Origin of the sequence: Pseudomonas sp. LD120 (genome assembly GCF_009861525.1) — a bacterium.
Taxonomy (GTDB): domain Bacteria; phylum Pseudomonadota; class Gammaproteobacteria; order Pseudomonadales; family Pseudomonadaceae; genus Aquipseudomonas.
Genome location: NZ_WVHL01000003.1, coordinates 521,760 through 540,043, shown reverse-complemented (window position 1 = coordinate 540,043; position 18,284 = coordinate 521,760). Strand labels below are relative to the sequence as shown.

16 protein-coding genes are annotated in these 18,284 nt (G+C 59.1%); 6 read left to right on the top strand and 10 right to left on the bottom strand.

Annotated features, from left to right (window positions below; all coding sequences use genetic code 11):
- The first annotated feature begins 138 nt into the window (after positions 1-138).
- The gene (gene sugE, locus PLD_RS08735; RefSeq protein ID WP_159891764.1) at positions 139-456 is read left to right on the top strand and encodes a quaternary ammonium compound efflux SMR transporter SugE; all 318 of its coding nucleotides are present in this window, start codon (positions 139-141) and stop codon (positions 454-456) included.
- Between the two features lie 62 nt (positions 457-518).
- On the opposite strand, the gene PLD_RS08730 is transcribed toward sugE, so the two are convergent.
- The 4 genes from PLD_RS08730 to PLD_RS08715 all read right to left on the bottom strand — a co-directional run bounded on the left by PLD_RS08730 (position 519) and on the right by PLD_RS08715 (position 5,534).
- Positions 519-2,393, bottom strand: coding sequence for an MFS transporter (locus PLD_RS08730; RefSeq protein WP_159891762.1), 1,875 nt, complete (start codon positions 2,391-2,393; stop codon positions 519-521).
- A gap of 83 nt (positions 2,394-2,476) precedes the next feature.
- Entirely contained in the window at positions 2,477-3,628 is a 1,152-nt protein-coding gene (locus tag PLD_RS08725) for a TDT family transporter (protein WP_159891760.1), read from the bottom strand.
- A gap of 106 nt (positions 3,629-3,734) precedes the next feature.
- On the bottom strand, positions 3,735-4,046 hold the full coding sequence (locus PLD_RS08720) for a cupin (protein ID WP_159891758.1): 312 nt from the start codon (positions 4,044-4,046) through the stop codon (positions 3,735-3,737).
- A 285-nt stretch (positions 4,047-4,331) separates the two neighbouring features.
- Positions 4,332-5,534, bottom strand: a complete 1,203-nt coding sequence (locus PLD_RS08715; RefSeq protein WP_159891756.1) for an MFS transporter — start codon at positions 5,532-5,534, stop codon at positions 4,332-4,334.
- 92 nt (positions 5,535-5,626) lie between these two features.
- On the opposite strand from PLD_RS08715, the gene PLD_RS08710 reads away from it, so the two are divergent.
- Together PLD_RS08710 and PLD_RS08705 are read left to right on the top strand one after the other, a co-directional pair.
- Positions 5,627-6,172 (top strand): TetR/AcrR family transcriptional regulator, encoded by a 546-nt coding sequence (locus tag PLD_RS08710; protein WP_159891754.1) that lies wholly within the window; start codon positions 5,627-5,629, stop codon positions 6,170-6,172.
- Between the two features lie 133 nt (positions 6,173-6,305).
- Positions 6,306-9,779, top strand: coding sequence for a PAS domain-containing hybrid sensor histidine kinase/response regulator (locus tag PLD_RS08705; protein WP_159891752.1), 3,474 nt, complete (start codon positions 6,306-6,308; stop codon positions 9,777-9,779).
- A 7-nt stretch (positions 9,780-9,786) separates the two neighbouring features.
- Here the strand turns inward: PLD_RS08705 and rmuC are convergent, their stop codons facing one another.
- Together rmuC and PLD_RS08695 are read right to left on the bottom strand one after the other, a co-directional pair.
- Positions 9,787-11,268, bottom strand: coding sequence for a DNA recombination protein RmuC (rmuC, locus tag PLD_RS08700; protein ID WP_159891750.1), 1,482 nt, complete (start codon positions 11,266-11,268; stop codon positions 9,787-9,789).
- A gap of 61 nt (positions 11,269-11,329) precedes the next feature.
- Positions 11,330-11,653, bottom strand: a complete 324-nt coding sequence (locus tag PLD_RS08695; RefSeq protein ID WP_159891748.1) for a sel1 repeat family protein — start codon at positions 11,651-11,653, stop codon at positions 11,330-11,332.
- Positions 11,654-12,529: 876 nt separating this feature from the next.
- On the opposite strand from PLD_RS08695, the gene PLD_RS08690 reads away from it, so the two are divergent.
- Positions 12,530-12,754 (top strand): hypothetical protein, encoded by a 225-nt coding sequence (locus PLD_RS08690; protein ID WP_159891746.1) that lies wholly within the window; start codon positions 12,530-12,532, stop codon positions 12,752-12,754.
- 52 nt (positions 12,755-12,806) lie between these two features.
- Here PLD_RS08690 and PLD_RS08685 read toward each other — a convergent pair.
- Positions 12,807-14,029 (bottom strand): IS3 family transposase gene (locus PLD_RS08685; RefSeq protein ID WP_159889365.1). Its coding sequence is split into 2 segments (ribosomal slippage): positions 12,807-13,666 and positions 13,666-14,029, totalling 1,224 coding nucleotides; the frame shifts between segments, so codons are not numbered across the junction.
- A gap of 310 nt (positions 14,030-14,339) precedes the next feature.
- On the opposite strand from PLD_RS08685, the gene PLD_RS08680 reads away from it, so the two are divergent.
- Positions 14,340-14,822 carry a hypothetical protein gene (locus tag PLD_RS08680; RefSeq protein WP_159891744.1) on the top strand — a complete coding sequence of 161 codons (483 nt, stop codon included), beginning with the start codon at positions 14,340-14,342 and terminating at the stop codon, positions 14,820-14,822.
- A 144-nt stretch (positions 14,823-14,966) separates the two neighbouring features.
- Positions 14,967-16,253, top strand: a complete 1,287-nt coding sequence (locus tag PLD_RS08675; protein WP_159891742.1) for an OmpP1/FadL family transporter — start codon at positions 14,967-14,969, stop codon at positions 16,251-16,253.
- Positions 16,254-16,342: 89 nt separating this feature from the next.
- Here PLD_RS08675 and PLD_RS08670 read toward each other — a convergent pair whose 3' ends face one another.
- The 3 genes from PLD_RS08670 to PLD_RS08665 are packed head-to-tail and all read right to left on the bottom strand — an operon-like array spanning position 16,343 to position 18,271.
- Positions 16,343-16,894, bottom strand: a complete 552-nt coding sequence (locus PLD_RS08670; protein WP_159891740.1) for a glutathione peroxidase — start codon at positions 16,892-16,894, stop codon at positions 16,343-16,345.
- 55 nt (positions 16,895-16,949) lie between these two features.
- Positions 16,950-17,072, bottom strand: coding sequence for a hypothetical protein (locus PLD_RS30640; RefSeq protein ID WP_256674577.1), 123 nt, complete (start codon positions 17,070-17,072; stop codon positions 16,950-16,952).
- Positions 17,069-18,271 carry an MFS transporter gene (locus PLD_RS08665; RefSeq protein ID WP_159891738.1) on the bottom strand — a complete coding sequence of 401 codons (1,203 nt, stop codon included), beginning with the start codon at positions 18,269-18,271 and terminating at the stop codon, positions 17,069-17,071. Before PLD_RS08665 ends, PLD_RS30640 begins: the two co-directional genes overlap by 4 nt.
- Between the last annotated feature and the right edge of the window lie 13 nt (positions 18,272-18,284).

Here is an 18,284-nt window from a genome sequence, read left to right as displayed (position 1 = left end):
ACACAACACCTCATGCACCGCAAAAAAAGCTGACCCAGGCATCAAGATTGAGCAGTATACTGCGCACCGCGAGGACGACCTTGCCACTCGATCGAGTGATTAATTCTGGGGACGACCCCACCCACCGATGAGGTCAGCATGTCCTGGATCATTTTGTTGTTTGCCGGCTTGTTCGAAGTAGGTTGGGCCGTCGGCCTGAAGTACAGCGACGGTTTCAGCCGTCCGCTGCCCACCGCCCTGACCATCCTCGCCATGGCCATCAGCCTGGGCCTGCTCGGCCTGGCCATGAAGGAACTGCCCCTGGGCACCGCCTACGCCATCTGGACCGGAGTGGGTGCCATCGGCACGGTCATCGCCGGGATCATCCTGTTCGGCGAATCCATGGCTCTTGTGCGCCTGGCCAGCGTGGCGCTGATCATCGCCGGACTGGTGGGCTTGAAAGTCAGCGCCAGCTGACCGCCAACGCGCCGAAATGAAAACGCCCGCTGCAATGCGGGCGTTTTTGTATCCGGCAGAAGCTAGCGCCGTGGGCCACGCAACTGCGCCACCTGGGTCTGCAAGTACGCCGGCTCCGCCAACTCCACCGCCACTGTAGGCCCGGCCACCAGGGTCACTCGCGACCAGATGCGATGAAAGAAGCCCTTGCTCGGATCGCGACTGAAGAAACTGCCCCACAAGCCTTGCAGGGCCAATGGAATCACCGGCACCGGGGTTTCCTCGAGAATCCGCGTCAGGCCACCTTTGAACTCGTTGATTTCGCCGTCGGCCGTCAACTTGCCCTCGGGAAAAATACACACCAGCTCACCATCACGCAGGTATTGTGCGATCTTCTTGAAGGCTTTTTCGTAGATATCCATGTCCTCGTGCCGAGCGGCAATGGGAATGGTCCCCGCAGTACGGAAGATGAAGTTCAACACCGGCAAGTTGTAGATTTTGTAGTACATGACGAAGCGAATTGGCCGGCGCACCGCGCCGCCAATCAACAACGCATCGACAAAAGACACATGATTGCAGACCAGCAAGGCCGCCCCTTCATCAGGAATCTGTTCCAGGTCGCGGTGCTCGACGCGGTACATGGAGTGGCTGAGCAGCCAGATCATGAAGCGCATGCTGAATTCCGGCACCACCGCAAAGATATAGACGTTAACCGCGATATTGAGCAGCGACACCGCCAGGAACAAATGAGGAATGCTCAGCTCAACCACGCTCAACATGACAATGGAAACAATCGCCGAAACCACCATGAACAACGCGTTGAGGATGTTATTGGCGGCAATCACCCGAGCCCGTTCATTCTCCGGAGTGCGCGACTGGATCAGCGCATACAGCGGCACTATATAAAAGCCACCGAAGATCCCCAGACCCAGCACATCCAACAACACCCACCACGCCTCGGCAACCCCCAGGACTTCAAGCCAGTCGTATTCTGCCGCGCGTGGCGCGATACCGCCGGAGTGCCACCACAGCAGCAAACCAAACAAGGTCAGGCCAAAAGAGCCGAACGGCACCAGACCGATCTCGACCTTACGCCCGGAAAGCTTCTCGCAAAGCATCGAACCGACAGCGATTCCCACTGAGAATACGGTCAGGATCAGGGTTACCACCGTCTCGTCGCCGTGCATCCACTCCTTGGCATAGGCCGGGATCTGCGTCAGGTAGATGGCACCGACAAACCAGAACCAGGAATTGCCGACAATCGAACGCGATACCGCCGGAGTCTGGCTCAAGCCCAGACGCAGCGTGACCCAGGATTGGCTGAAGATGTTCCAGTTCAGGCGCATTTCCGGGGTTGCCGCAGCGGCTCGGGGAATCGCCCGACTGGCCAGATAGCCCAGCACCGCGACACCAATGATGGCGCCCGAGACAATCGCTGCGTAATGCGCCGAAGACATCATGATCCCGGCGCTGATAGTCCCCGCCAGGATCGCCAGGAAGGTGCCCATCTCCACCAGACCGTTGCCACCCACCAGCTCTTCTTCGCGCAAGGCCTGGGGCAGGATCGAATACTTCACCGGGCCGAACAGCGCCGAGTGGGTGCCCATGGCAAACAGCGCCACCAGCATCAGCGACAGGTGATCGAAGACAAACCCTACCGCCCCCACTGCCATGATCGCGATTTCCCCCAGCTTGATCAGACGGATCAGCGCGTCCTTGGCAAATTTTTCGCCAAACTGCCCAGCCAGCGCCGAAAACAGAAAGAACGGCAGAATGAACAACAAGGCACAGAGGTTGACCCAGATCGAGCGATCACCCTCGATGCTCAGCTTGTAGAGAATGGCCAGGATCAGCGACTGCTTGAAGATGTTGTCGTTGAAAGCGCCAAGGGATTGCGTGATGAAAAACGGCAGAAACCGCCGCTTGCGAAGCAAGGTGAACTGCGAAGGGTGACTCATCGTCCATGTCCCTGAGTGGCGTGGATACTGTTATTGGAATGTCGAATGGCGATCCAGGCCACAACCTTACCTATCTTTAGCGATTATTTCCGTAAGCCCGCAATGCACGGCGAGACAAACAACCCTCCTTGATAAGCACCTTGCACCGTGCGTGTGGCCACGATCAGCCACATCACCGCCAGGGCCGCCACCAGCACCGCGCCGAAGATGCTGAAGAAACTCAGATTCAAGGTACTGCCCAGCTTCAGAGTGGCCAGCGAATAGACGCCCAATGGAAAAGTGAATCCCCACCAGCCCAGATTGAAAGGAATGCCTTCACGCAAATAGCGCCGGGTGATCAACACCGCCATCAGCATCCACCACAGACCAAACCCCCACAGCGTGAGCCCCGCCACCAACCCCAGGCCGGCAGCAATCTCACCGACGCCCGACAAACCGTTGGCAGCGAAAATCGCCGGTGCATCGCCCCCCAGCACCAACATGCCCAACGCGCCAGTACCAATAGGCCCCAAAGCCAGCCAGCTCGAAGCCGCCATGCTTTCATGGGGCAATTTGTGCAGGGCCATGCGCAACAACAGAATGGTCAAGATGCTGAACGCCACCGGGAGCGAAAAAGCCCACAACACGTAGCTGGTACTGAGCATCACCAGTTGTCCGTGGGCGCCCTGCAAGTGCGGCGCCAACAGACCACCGCTGGCCGCCGCGACTTCAGCCGCCACCACCGGCAGCAGCCAGACCGCCGTCATTTGGTCGATGCTGTGCTCCTGACGGGTGAACATCATGTAGGGGATCAGCACCCCGCACGCCAGGGACATCGCCACGTCCAGCCACCACAATGCTTCGGCAACCTGGACAACGCCCTCGCCCCAGCGAGGCATACCAAACAGCAACAAGCCATTGATGATGGTCGCCAGCCCCATGGGGATGGTGCCAAAGAACATCGAAACCGTGGAATGGCCGAAAATTCTCCGTGCCTCATCGAAGAACAGCACCCAGCGTGCGGTGTACATCGCGGTAAAGAGCAGGAACAGGGCGATGGTCAACCACCAGAATCCTTCCGCCACCTGGCGCAGCCCGGGAATCTCGGCCGGCCATTGCGCCAGCGCCAGCGCCAGAACGCCGGTTCCCATGGTGGCGGCAAACCAGTTAGGCGTGAATTGACGAATGGCTTCAAGCGGGTGCTGAAGCTGGCTAAAGGGTCGCCCCCCGGCTTTAACGTTATGGGTGCATGTCATGGCTGTCTCCTGCCCTCTGATGAGGTGGAAACCATGATAAAACCAAATCGAATATCTATATAACGGGTAATTTCTCTATCTGTTATCTATTTAGCAGATATTAAATCTAAACACTGCCTTCGGACTCGATGACCAGCACCCTGGCAACACCCACGGGATGCGCCACATGCTCGGTCCCAAGGTCGGCATAAAAAATATCCCCCACCTCTAGCATTACCGCCTGTTCCAGGCCTTGATCCCGATAACGCATCTGCACCTGGCCACCCAACACCACGAACACCTCCTGACCATCATTGACGTGCCACCGGTAGGGTTGGTCAGTCCAGTGTAGGCGCGTAGTGATGCCGTTCATGTTGGCGATATCCAGAGCAGCCCAGGCCCGCTCGCCAGTAAAGTCGGCACTGCGAATAACCTTCATAGCGACCTCCCCGTCACAGCAGACATTGCGTTGAGCGGCGGGCAGCCGACTTCAAGGTGGCGACAGATGAAGCAGGGGAATAGGGTTCGCGATCGACCAGCAGATGACAAAATTCAGGGAACATCACACATGCCTCAGGTGCAGGAAACAAGCGCCAATCATGAACTTGAGCGGCCCCTTCGCCAACCGGCTAATGCCACCACCGGTCAATGTTTTACACATTCAGCGCGCCTGGAACACGGCCCGCAGACCGGCAACAATGGCGCCGTGAAATCAGGTACTGATTCACCCCTCCGCTGGCGTGCAGGACAGCACCGGACGACGCAACAGCCTCAGAAGCGCTCCGAGAGACAGCAGCATCAGCACCGCCCCATAACCATCGGTGGTGGCAATCAAGCCGAAACTGCGGGTTAGATTGCCCGCCAGCAATGCCGGCAGACAGAACGCCAGATAACTCAGCACATAAAACGCCGACATCAGACCCGCACGCTCATGGGGCAAGGCCAGCGGCAGCACACTGCGCAGCGCCCCCAGAAACCCTGCGCCAAAGCCACTGCCGAGCACCAGGGTGCCGAAGAAAAACAACAGCAGGCTGGCACTGTGCACCGCACCAAGGAGCAACATCACCCCCAGTGCCAACAACCATGCGCCCATGCGCAGAACGTGGTCCGCCGCGCGCTGGCGCGAGGAAAAAATCATCAGTGCACCACTGACGGTGAGCACGGCCACCAAGGCTCCCCCCATCAAATTCGAAGTGGAACCGGTGGCCACACGGACCAGGGACGGCGCCAGGGACAGATAAAAACCGCCCACTGCCCACACCGCGACATTCACCGGTAGCGCCCTCCATAACGCAGGCCGCGCTTGCACCGGGACATGCAGCGCAGGCCGCAGAGAGGCCCAGGCACCGGGTTGCGGACTGACGCTTTCGCGCAGGCACCAGACAACCAGTGCCTGGACCACGAACAGCGCCAACAGCAGCCAGTAGCTCAATTGCAGCGGTAACGGCGCGAACTCCACCAGCACGCTGGCCCCCATAGCACCGCAAGCCATGCCCAACAACGGCGCAACGCTGTTGACCAAAGGGCCTCGCTGTCGATCGACATCCAGCAGCGCAGCGCCCAACACGCTGGTGGCCATGCCAGTGGCAAAGCCCTGCATCACTCGCGCGGCAATCAGCCACTGCACACTGCTTTCGTTGATAAACAGCAGCATCGCCAGGATATTGATGAGCAGGGCAGCGAAAATCACAGGTCGCCGTCCCAGATAATCCGACAGCGAGCCCACGGTCAGCAGCGCCGCCAGCAAGCTCAGGGCATACACCCCAAATATCAGGGTCAAGACCGCCGGGGAGAACTGCAGGCTTTCCTGATACAGGTGATACAACGGTGTCGGCACGCTGGAGGCGGCCAGAAAGCTGAGCAGAGTGATCGCCAGAAAGACCAAACTGCGACGGTTGGACACACAAGTGTCGATTGCACCAGACATGAACACACTCCACTAAAGCTAATTTTTTGCTTTTGCGGAGTGTGCAACTGACAACGGCTTAAAGCAAATTCTTTGTGTTAAGGTTCGGCCCCATGGCTATTAAAGAAGGTTTACGCCCAGGCGGCCGCAGCGCCCGGGTTCAGGAATCCATCCACACAGCGGTCCGCGAACTCCTTGAAGAACAGGAGCGTTCGACCCTGACCGTGCCGCAAATTGCCACCCGCGCGGGCGTCACTCCCTCAACCATCTATCGGCGCTGGGGCGATCTGGCGACCCTGCTCGCCGATGTGGCCCTGGCACACATGCGCCCTGACAGCGAACCGGCCAGCACCGGCAGCCTGCACTCAGACCTGCGGGCGTGGGCCGAGCAGTACCTGGATGAAATGAGCTCGGAGCCTGGGCGCAACATGATGCGCGACGTGCAATGCAGCGCGACGCCTGGCTATTGCGCGAGCATCCTCGGCGGGCAACTGCAGATCATCCTTGACCGCTATCAAGACCAGGCAGGGCAGTTGCCGAGCATTGATCGCCTACTGAACTTGATCGTGGCGCCCACAGTGTTCCGGATTCTGTTCTGCGCCACGCCCTTGCAGGTGCAGGAGCTGCATGAGCTGATCGAGATCGCCCTGCAACCATAACCCTTGCGGACAACGAAACAGCCCTGCGACATCAGACCACGCTGATACCTTGGTCGACACTGACGCCAACTGAACATCGTGCCAGACTGTCTGGCCGGGCTGAGGTGCCCGGTGTCTTTGCTTCGGAGTTCCCATGTCGTTGTCCAGCGGGCTGATTGCCGCCGTTGCCCTGGCCTATATGGCCATCATGTTCGCCATCGCCTTCTACGGCGACCGTCGCAGCGCGCCCCTTCCGCCGCGAGTGCGGGCTTGGGTATACAGCCTGTCGCTGGCCGTCTATTGCACCAGCTGGACCTTCTTTGGCGCGGTGGGCCAGGCCACCGAGCAACTTTGGGCCTTTCTACCGATCTACCTGGGCCCTATTTTGCTGCTGGTGTTCGCACCCTGGGTGCTGCAGAAAATGGTGATGATCAGCAAGCAGGAGAACATCACCTCCATCGCCGACTTCATTGCCGCCCGCTATGGTAAATCCCAGTCCCTGGCGGTGGTGGTGGCCTTGATCTGCCTGGTCGGGGTGCTGCCCTACATCGCCCTGCAGCTCAAAGGCATCGTGCTCGGCGTCAATCTGCTGATCGGCGCCGGAGCCGACGCCATGGGCACCCGCGCCCAGGACACGGCACTGATCGTGTCGCTAATCCTGGCCTTGTTCACCATCGTCTTCGGCACCCGCAACCTCGACGCCACCGAGCACCACCGAGGCATGGTGCTGGCGATCGCCTTCGAGTCCCTGGTCAAGCTGTTCGCCTTTCTGGCCGTCGGCGCTTTTGTGACCTTTGGCCTGTATGACGGCTTCGACGACTTGTTCAACCAGGCCATGCTGGCGCCGCGCCTGGAAGAATACTGGAAGGAAACCATCAACTGGCCGTCGATGGTGGTGCAGACCGGGGTGGCGATGATGGCAATCATCTGCCTGCCACGGCAATTTCACGTCACGGTCGTAGAGAACATCGAGCCTCAGGACCTGCGCCTGGCCAAGTGGGTTTTTCCGGCCTACCTGGCATTGGCCGCCCTGTTTGTGGTGCCGATTGCCCTGGCCGGGCAGATGCTGCTGCCCAGCAGTGTGCTGCCAGACTCCTTCGTCATCAGCCTGCCCTTGGCCCAGGCCCACCCGGCCTTGGCGCTGCTGGCGTTTATCGGTGGAGCGTCGGCCGCCACCGGCATGGTGATCGTCGCCAGCGTGGCGCTATCGACCATGGTGTCCAACGACATGCTGCTGCCCTGGCTATTGCGGCATAAAAACGCTGAACGCCCCTTCGAAGTGTTCCGCCACTGGATGCTCTCGGTGCGCCGGGTCAGCATCGTGGCCATTCTGCTGCTGGCCTATGTCAGTTATCGCCTGCTGGGCTCCACCGCCAGCCTGGCGACCATTGGCCAGATCGCCTTTGCTGCCGTGACCCAACTGGCGCCCGCGATGCTCGGCGCGCTGTACTGGAAGCAGGCCAACCGCCGCGGTGTATTCGCCGGTCTGGCGGCCGGCACCTTCATCTGGTTCTACACCCTGGTGCTGCCCATCGCAGCCCATAGCATGGGCTGGTCGCTAAGCAGCTTCCCGGGGCTGGCTTGGCTACACGGCAACCCACTGGGGCTGCCCATCAGTCCGCTGACCCAAGGCGTGGTGCTGTCCCTGGCCGGTAACTTCACCTTATTTGCCTGGGTCTCGGTTCTATCCCGCACCCGGGTATCCGAACATTGGCAGGCCGGACGCTTTATCGGTCAGGAAATCAGCGGCCGCCCTAGCTCGCGCTCGATGCTGGCGGTGCAGATTGATGACCTGCTGAAGTTGGCGGCACGCTTTGTCGGTGAAGAACGTGCCCGCCAGAGTTTCATCCGTTTTGCCTACCGCCAGGGCAAAGGCTTCAACCCGAATCAGAACGCCGACGGTGAATGGATCGCCCACACCGAGCGCTTGTTGGCCGGTGTGCTCGGTGCCTCCTCGACCCGCGCCGTGGTCAAGGCGGCCATCGAAGGCCGGGAAATGCAGCTCGAAGACGTGGTACGCATCGCCGACGAAGCCTCCGAGGTACTGCAATTCAACCGTGCCTTGTTACAGGGGGCGATTGAAAACATCACACAAGGCATCAGCGTGGTGGACCAGTCACTGAAATTGGTGGCCTGGAACCGCCGCTACCTGGAACTGTTCAATTACCCCGAAGGCCTGATCAGCGTCGGCCGGCCGATTGCCGACATCATCCGCCACAACGCCGAACGCGGCCTATGCGGCCCCGGCGAGGCAGAAGTCCATGTCGCCCGACGCCTGCACTGGATGCGCCAGGGCCGCGCCCACACCTCCGAACGGCTGTTTCCCAATGGCCGAGTCATCGAGCTGATCGGCAACCCGATGCCTGGCGGCGGCTTCGTCATGAGCTTCACCGACATCACCCCGTTCCGCGAAGCCGAGCAGGCCCTCACCGAAGCCAACGAAGGCCTGGAACGACGAGTCGAGGAACGGACCCACGAACTGTCGCAGCTCAACGCGGCGTTGACCGAAGCCAAGGGCACAGCCGAAGCGGCCAACCAGTCCAAGACGCGCTTTCTGGCTGCCGTCAGCCACGACCTGATGCAGCCTTTGAACGCCGCGCGGCTGTTTTCCGCCGCCCTCTCCCACCAGGACGACGGGTTGTCCGCCGAAGCCCAGCAGCTGGTGCACCACCTGGACAGTTCTCTGCGCTCGGCGGAAGACCTGATCAGCGACCTGCTGGACATCTCGCGCCTGGAAAACGGCAAGATCAGCCCCGACCGCAAACCTTTCGTCCTCAACGAGCTGTTCGACACCCTGGGCGCCGAGTTCAAGGCCCTGGCCCAGGAGCAAGGCCTGCAGTTCCGGGTGCGCGGCAGCCACCTGCGCATCGACAGCGACAGCAAGTTGCTGCGGCGGATCCTGCAGAACTTCCTGACCAACGCCTTCCGCTACGCCAAGGGGCCGGTACTACTTGGGGTGCGTCGCCAAGGCGATGATTTGAGCCTGGAAGTCTGGGACCAGGGGCCCGGCATTCCCCCGGATAAACAGCAAGTGATCTTCGAAGAGTTCAAGCGCTTGGACAGCCATCAAACCCGAGCCGAAAAAGGGCTGGGGCTAGGCCTGGCGATTGCCGACGGCCTGTGCCGCGTGCTCGGTCACCCGTTGCAAGTGCGCTCTTGGCCCGGCAGAGGCAGTGTATTCAGCGTCAAGGTGCCGCTGGCCCGCAGCAGTACCGTTGCGCAAGGCAAGGTTGCCGAGCTCAACGGACAATCCCTCAAGGGTGGACAGGTACTCTGCGTGGACAACGAAGACAGTATTTTGATCGGCATGAACAGCCTGCTTACCCGCTGGGGCTGTCAGGTCTGGACTGCGCGCAACCGCGAGGAATGCGCTGCACTGCTCAGAGAGGGAATCCGTCCACAATTGGCGTTGGTGGACTACCACCTGGACGACGGCGAAACTGGCACCGAGGTTATGGCCTGGCTGCGCACCCAGTTAGGTGAACCGGTGCCTGGGGTGGTGATCAGCGCTGATGGCCGTCCGGAAATGGTCGCCCTAGTGCATGCCGCTGGCCTGGATTATCTGGCCAAACCGGTGAAACCCGCGGCCCTGCGCGCCCTGCTCAGCCGGCATCTGCCCTTGGGCTGACGGCCCACTACTCGGGCAGCCCCAGCTCGTGCCCGTCCGCATCAGTCATGGCCCGCTCCAGCAAGTCTGCCGGCAGGCTCTTGCTGGCTCGGGCGCCAAGCAGCTTGAGTTGTTCGCTGCGGCTGACCAGATTGCCGCGGCCCTCGGTCAGTTTATTGCGCGCGGCAGCGTAAGCCTTATCCAACTGCTGCAAGCGGTTACCGACCTCATCCAAATCCTGGATAAAGAGCACGAACTTGTCGTAGAGCCAGCCCGCACGCTCAGCGATCTCCCGGGCGTTCTGGCTTTGGCGCTCTTGCTTCCACAGGCTATCGATCACCCGCAACGTCGCGAGCAAGGTCGTCGGGCTGACAATCACGATATGCCGGTCAAACGCTTCCTGAAACAGGTTGGGCTCGGCCTGCAAGGCTGCGGAGAAGGCCGCTTCGATAGGCACGAACAGCAGAACGAAATCGAGGCTGTGCAAACCATCAAGGCGCTTGTAGTCCTTGCCGGCCAAGCCTTTGACGTGATTACGCAGCGACAGCACATGCTGCTTCAAAGCGGCTTGGGCGATCTGCGGGTCGTCACTGCCGACATATTGCTGGTAAGCCGTAAGGCTGACCTTGGAATCCACCACCACCTGCTTGTCACCGGGCAACATGATCAGCACATCGGGCTGGAAACGCTCACCATCTGGCCCCTTGAGACTGACTTGGGTCTGGTACTCGCGCCCCTTCTCAAGACCCGCATGCTCCAGCACTCGCTCAAGAATCAATTCCCCCCAATTGCCCTGGGTCTTCTGCCCCTTGAGCGCACGAGTCAGGTTGGTGGCCTCATCACTCAAGCGCAGGTTCAATTGCTGTAGGCGCTCCAGCTCTTTGGCCAGGGAGAAACGTTCGCGGGCTTCGGCCTGATAACTGTCCTCGACGCGCTTCTCAAAAGACTGAATGCGTTCCTTGAGCGGATCCAACAATTGCCCAAGACGCTGCTGACTGGTCTCGGCAAAACGCTGCTCGCGCTCATCGAAGATCTTGCCGGCCAGCTCGGCGAACTGGGCACGCAACTCATCGCGCGAGCCCTGCAGGTCGCTGAGACGTTGTTGATGGCTTTCCTGTTGCTCGCGGAGTTCGGCATTCAATGACGCCGCCTGAGCATCCAAACGGCGCAATTCGTTTTCCTTGGCTGTGCGCTCAAGGCTCCAGGCATGAGCGGCATCGCGGGCATTATCCCGCTCGACCTGCAACAGTTCGACCTCGCGCCGCAGTGCCGCCAAATCCGCTTGCTTGAGCGCATTGGCCTGACTCAGGTCACTGATCTCATCGCGACTGGCGTCCAACTGCGCGATCAATCCCTCCTGAGCCAATTGAGAAGTGGCCAGGCGCTCCTCCAATAACGACCGCTCAGTCTGGCTGGAACTCGCACGACGCTGCAGTTGCCAGGCCAATGCCAGTAACGGCAGCGCCGCTCCCGCCAGACCTAGCAGCATGCTGGTCAAGTCCATAGCCATAGCGACTCCCGCCGTTGGAATAAGAAATGAAGGTTAACCAAGCCACCAGATGTTGCACAGCTCAGTCTTCGATGCGGCCCAGTTCCAATTGAGCGCGACGATCACCCGCACGAGCGGCTTGACGCAACAGATCATGGCCGATGCGACGGTCCCGGGCGTTGCCGCATTCACGGCACATCAACTGACCAAGGCGACTTTGCGCCGCGACGACACCTTCCCGGGCCGGCTGCTTGAGCAGGCGCCCAGCCAAATGCTTAACGTTGGGGTTGCGCCCCAGCCGCGGATTGTCCAACAGCCACAGGGCAACGCGCAGAGTGAAGCGCTTGGACTCGGTAACACTGGCAGGGGTGGCGGTAATGGAAGGTGATACTGAACGAAACTTCATAAAGCACTGTGGGGCAGATCGGAAGGCGCGCCACTCTACTCCTTTTTTCGCCCGGGTAAAGTCCAAATGAGCCAGCAAGCCCGTTCTAGAGCAAGCGCTTGGGACAATCCACAGAAGCTGTGGATAACTCAGTGGACAACCCCTCCACAATCCCCCCAAAGCCCCACTGGACGGGCCTTACAGTCAAACTGACGCTTTTTTCACCAGTAAAAAAAGGTGATGTTTATCATTGACTTAAATTCTCGAGACAGGCTATGAGGCGGGTTTGTGCAAAGGTGACAAGGGGGTGACAGGCGGGCCACCCCGTGTGCACAACCGGACGGAAACTAACGCCAAGGCTGCTCTATTTTGGTACCCGCACGCATCAAGGGGTTACACACGCAGCGCACGAAAAACGCTCCCGCACCAATAGTTTTCCTAGCGCGCTTGCATTCTCCCGCTCAACCCAATAGAATCCGCGGCGTTAGTACCAAGCTGAAAGTCAATTCTGGTCGAACAAGTCCCGCGACAACGCACTCCAAGTGAGAACGACGTCGAACATCCAGGACCGACCGCCTCGCTGGTTTACAGGTAAAGCTCACGCCGACACCGCCCTTGATAGACCTTCAAAGGCAGCGCCCGAGCTATTTACTCTGACCGAACCAACCTGCAAATTGATCAGGATCTGCACCCCGGGCCCAGAACCTTTGCCCTTGATGTGCTGCCTGCCCTCCTAAGTACCTACCTGCCAGCCCTAGCGCAACCTTATTCCAGCGCTGCATCTGGCTGCTTTGTTCCAGTCGGGTTCTTCGTTCGACCAATGGTGGTCGACGTTACTGGGACGTTTTAACGTTGCACGGTTCTGAACCGTGTCATTTGTAGGAACACCTAATAATTATGTCTACTCAAATCCAGACTTCGGATGCCATTCGCACCCTCACCCACGCTTTTGCACCCTTGAACTGCCTGATCATGGCAACTCGCAAAGGCTGCTTCAGCTTCACCCTGGTCAACGAACATGGCATCGCCCGCCACAGCGAACGCCTGTACCCCGATCAGTACTCCAGCGCTGAACCGCTGCAGGCGGTGATTGAGCGCACTCGTCAGGCCTTGGTTGCCTGATACGCCAGACCACTGCTTGTCTAGTCCTGAAATAGGTTGACACTTGTTTCACTCAAAACGCCCGATGCACCGCATCGGGCGTTTTGTATTTGAGCGCTAGATGGGGTCGCTCAGCGTTATAAATTGATACCGACTCACTCACCATCTTCCTTGCATGCGCCAAGTTCTCTGGTCGATGAAACAGAAACTCTGTCTTCAAGATCCCATTCACCCGCTCCGCCAAAGCATTCTGGTAGCAGTCATAACCGTCCGTCATCGAACAACGGATTCCGTGTTTGGCATGCAGCGCCTGATAAAGCGCAGAACAGTATTGGCTACCCCGATCCGAGTGATGCACCAACGGTAATTCGGTTTGACGCTGCTTCACGGCACTGCGCAGCGCTCGTATTACCGACTCGGTCCGTAAGTTTTCATGGACGTGATAACCCACAATCTTGCGCGAGTAAGCGTCGGTCACAAGACTCAGATACGCCACACCTTCGCGAGTGGGTAGATAGGTGATGTCGGCCACCCAGACCTGCTCCGGACCATTTGGCACCACTTGATCAGGGCCGGATTTAAGCAGGTTTGGATGGCGCCGGAAGCGATGATGACTGTCGGTAGTCTTATGGTAAGCACGCTTGCGAGCCACCAGCAGGCGATGTTCGCGCAAGATTGCAAACAGCCGATCACGGCCTACTTGAAGTTCAAGCAGGGGCTGGCAATGCAGCAGATGGTGCAGCTTGCGGGTGCCCAAGCGGGGCTGGTGCAAGCGCTTGTATTGGACGAAATCCATCACTCTCTGGTCGAGGGTCAAGCGCGCGTCCTGAGCTTGGTTGCGCTTGTAGTAGGCCTGTCGGCTAATCCCCATGAACTGGCAAGCCCTACTGATACTCAGGTCCTGGATTTGCTTTTGCGTGAGGACTTGCCGGGACGCTTTTTTACGACGCTGATCCCGTAATCGTTCTTTAGAACATTGACTACCGCCTCAAGGAACTGGGCTTTCTGATTCGACAGCGCGAGCTGCGCTTCCAGCTCCTTGATACGTTGTTCCGGGGTTAACGGCAGGGCGGGCTCATTCACGGAAATGGTCCTCGAAGAGCGAATTGAAGCGCCTTGGCTCCAGTCCTGGAGGCCATGCTTGCGCAACCAGACCAGAACAGTTGATCGACCTTGGATACCGTAGCGCTGTTGAGCCTCTTTATAACTCAACTCGCCTTTTTCGACCTGATCCACCACGGCCAGTTTAAAAGCCAGCGTGTAATCACTCTGCGTGCGCTTGATCTCAGTGCTCATCACCCTCTCCTTGAATAAGGTCAGAAGGTGTCAACCTTATTCAGGACGGGACAGCTTCCCCAAAAAGCCTCGCTTGATAGCGGGGCTTTTTGTTGCCAGTCATTTGGCCATTTAACCCCTGGATCAAAGCACTAATCGATATAACGCCTATGACAAGAGAATAGAAATAGTTTAAAAACAGCCTTTTACAGCATAGATATGACACTACACTTCAACTCAGGCGGGCTAACCGCTTCCGGCAAACCTGATCCTTCTATCGCTGCCAAGCGCCTTCAGGTTTCGCCGGCCACTGAGCTTATTCGAGGGCTTTATGGGAATCGCTGCCAGCGAGTTACGTCGCTATGTCATACGCCCGACTCTGATTTACCTGGGCAGCCATAGCAAGACCGCTGAAGCCTTATTACTGGGCATTGCCGCCAGCCAATCAGCGCTCGGCTCAGCCTTGCATGATCGCCGCGGCCACGGCCTGTACCGCATCACCGAATCCCGGCACCAAGCCCTCTGGGACCACTACCTGGCACTGGACCCTGAACGGGCCAGCCTGGTTCGCGGACTGGCCAGCCAGCATGCGTTTCTCAGCGGACCGAACCTGGAACTGACCGTCAACCTGCGCTACGCCACGGCAATCGCCTGGTTACTGGTGGAAGAACAGCACACCCGACTCCCCGCCGCCGATGATCTGCTCGGCATGGCGCGCATCTGGAGGAAAACCTTTCAACCACAAGGACGCTTGAGAGATTTCGCCCGCGCCTGGCAAACCTGCATTGCATCGCTGAACCAAGTCGCCTGCTGACAACGCCTTCTACAAAGTCGGAGAAAAAACCTGATTTTGGTCGGATTGTCCTACAAAAACACTCTAAATCAACTGTTTCAGCCTATAGCGCCGAAACCGAAATGTTGGTAGTTTTCGCCTCGGTGATCACCAGGAGTTCTAATAATGAAAAAACTAATGCTCAAATCCACCATCGGTCTCGCCGTTGCCTTGGCATCCAGCCAGATCTTCGCAAGTGGCTTTGCCCTCAACGAACAAAGCATCAGTGGGATGGGGACCGGTTTCGCAGGCCGTTCTTCTGCTGCCGATGATGCAAGTACCGTATTTGGTAACCCTGCCGGCATGTCGCGCTTGAAGCGTCAGCAAGTGACTGGCGGCATGGCAGTCATCGATGCCTCCACTGACCTCCGGGACACCAGCGGTAGCCGCACAGGCACCAACAAAGGTGACATGGTCCCCTTCACTGCCGTTCCCATGGGCTTCTATGTCAAACCCATCGACGATCAATGGGCATTCGGCCTGGGCGTCTACGCCCCGTTCGGCCTGATCACCGACTACGAAAGCAACTTCCAGGGACGTAACTTCGGCAGCAAAAGCGAAGTAAAAGTCGTCACCTTCCAACCGACCGTGAGCTACGCCTTCAACGATAAGGTGTCGATCGGCTTTGGTCCGACCATCAACCGTATCTCCGGCGTGCTGGAATCGGCGTTGACCACCCCTGCGTCGCCTAACGATGGCCGAGTGCAGATCAAGGGTAATGACATTGGTTATGGCTACAACATCGGCGTGCTGGTCCAGGCAACCGACAGCACTCGTGTCGGCCTGACGTATCACTCGAAAGTGAAGTACAAGCTCGAAGGCCACACCGAAGTCACGGCGGGGGCCGGCACAAACCCAGCGCTGCTGAAAAGCAATCGCTATGACGCCTCTTTGAAAATCGAAACACCAGAGTCCTACGATCTCTCGATCACCCAGGATCTGAGCGATGCCTGGAAGCTCTATGCCGGTACTACCTGGACCCGCTGGAGCCGCCTGAAAGACATCACGGTCAACAACGAAGGCGTCAACGCAAGCACAGGCGGCGTACTGGCGCCTGCTCTGAACTTGGGCACGATCAAGGAAGAGCAGAACTGGCACGACACCTGGGCCTACGCCATCGGCACGTCCTACCAGCTGAACAAGCAGTGGGTTCTACGCACCGGCCTGACCTTTGACCAGTCGCCCACCAATAACACCGACCGCTCGCCACGCATCCCTACCGGCGACCGGACCATCTTCAGCCTGGGTGCTGGCTGGAGCCCGACCGAAGACCTGACCATCGACGTCGCCTACTCCTACCTCAAAGAAGAGAAAGTCAACGTCAACCGTAAAAACGCACTCGGCCAGACTTACAACGCCGAGTACGACAACAGCGCCAACGGTTTCGGCGTAGGTGCAACCTACCGCTTCTAAGTCGTTAAGAGACCAGCGTCTCTCGAGCTGAAAGAAAAAAGCCCCGCCTCTCAAGAGCCGGGGCTTTTTCATGCGCCAATCCGGAAAGCTCAGAATTTGGACGCCAGCGCCTTCTCCACCGCTTCGATGAATTCCGGGCTATCTGGCTTGGTCAGGCTGGAGAAGTTGGCAATCACATTGCCCTGACGATCCACTATGTACTTGTAGAAATTCCACTTCGGCGCACTGCTCTGCTGCGCCAGGGCCTTGAACAGCGGCACCGCGTCCGCACCTCGGACGCTCTGCGGCTCGGTCATGGTGAAGGTCACGCCGTAATTGACGTAACACACCTTGGCGGTCTCGGCACCGTCCTTGGACTCCTGCTTGAAGTCGTTGGACGGTACCCCTACCACCTCCAGCCCCTGATCCTTGTAACGCTGATACAAGGCTTCAAGCCCTTTGAATTGAGGTGCGAACCCGCAAAAGCTTGCGGTATTGACGATCACCAATGGCTTGCCGGCAAAGCGCTGGCATAGGTCGATGGACTCCTTGGCATGCAGCTTGGGCAATGAACCCTGCAGCAAGGAGGGGCAATCGGCGGCCCAGGCAGCACCTGCGAATGTTGCAAGTAAAGCGGGAACAGCACACCAGCGCATAGCCATGCTCAATGTCCTTGAATAGTCGTCAAGCGTCGACGTTACTCGCCCCCTCAGGTGCCTAGCAAGCCCCAGGCCCCAACTGCATCAACGCCAATCCGCCGCGATGCCAGCCCCACCACGCCAGCATCAACAGCAGGCTGAGCAGACTCAACCCGGCGACCCAAGCCAACACTGTCTTCACGTCGCACTCGCCTGTAAACGCGCCACAGGACGCTCGTGCACCGGCCAGTTGAGGGCCGCGGCCAACAAGCTGAGGAGAATCGCTACCTGCCAGATCAAGTCGTAGCTGCCAATACGGTCGTACACCACCCCTCCTAGCCATCCCCCAAGGAAAGCCCCCAGTTGATGGAACAAAAACACGATCCCGCCGAGCATGGACAGGTTTCTGACGCCGAACAAGGTCGCCACCGTACCGTTAGTCAAAGGCACCGTGGACAGCCAGAGAAAGCCCATGGCCATGCCGAACAAATAAGCGCTGGTCTGCGTCACCGGCAACCAGAGAAACAAGCCGATCACCACTGCGCGCAACAGGTACAGCCCGGTGAGCAGGCGCGGCTTGGACATTCGCCCGCCCAGCCACCCTGCGGTGTAAGTACCGAAAATATTAAACAGGCCGATCAGCGCCAGCACCGTGGTGCCCACCGTCGCCGGCAGATGCTGATCCACCAGATAGGCCGGCAGGTGCACGCCAATGAACACCACCTGGAAACCACAGACGAAAAAACCGAACGCCAACAGCCAGAACCCCGAGTGCGAGCAGGCCTCCCCCAACGCCTGCGTCAGACTCTGTTCATGCCCCTGGCGTGACAACGGCCTGTCCTTGAGCATGCTCACCAACGGCACGATCAGCGCGACCAGCAGCCCCAGCACCAGCAGTGCCGTCGACCAGCCCAACCAGCCGATCAGCCCCAGGGTCCCGGGCAACATGGCGAATTGACCGAAGGAGCCGGCGGCACTGGCGATCCCCATCCCCATGCTGCGCTTCTCTGGCGGCAAGGCCCGGCCGACGACGCCAAGAATCACCGAGAAAGACGTCCCGGACAAACCGATGCCAATCAGCAACCCGGCACTCAACGACAGCGACAGCGCCGAATCCGAAAGCCCCATGAATACCAACCCCACGGCGTACAACACCCCTCCGACGAGCACCACTTTGGCGGCCCCGAAGCGGTCGGCCAAGGCCCCGGTAAAGGGCTGGGCCAGCCCCCAGATCAGGTTCTGCAGGGCAATGGCAAAGGCGAAGACTTCACGCCCCCAGCCGAACTGCGCGCTCATCGGCGGCAAGAACAAGCCAAAGCCGTGCCTGATCCCCAGGGACAGCGCGAGGATCAATGCGCTGCCGAGAAGTACCCAGCCGCTGGTGCGCCACATCGATGACATTTTTATTCTCCAG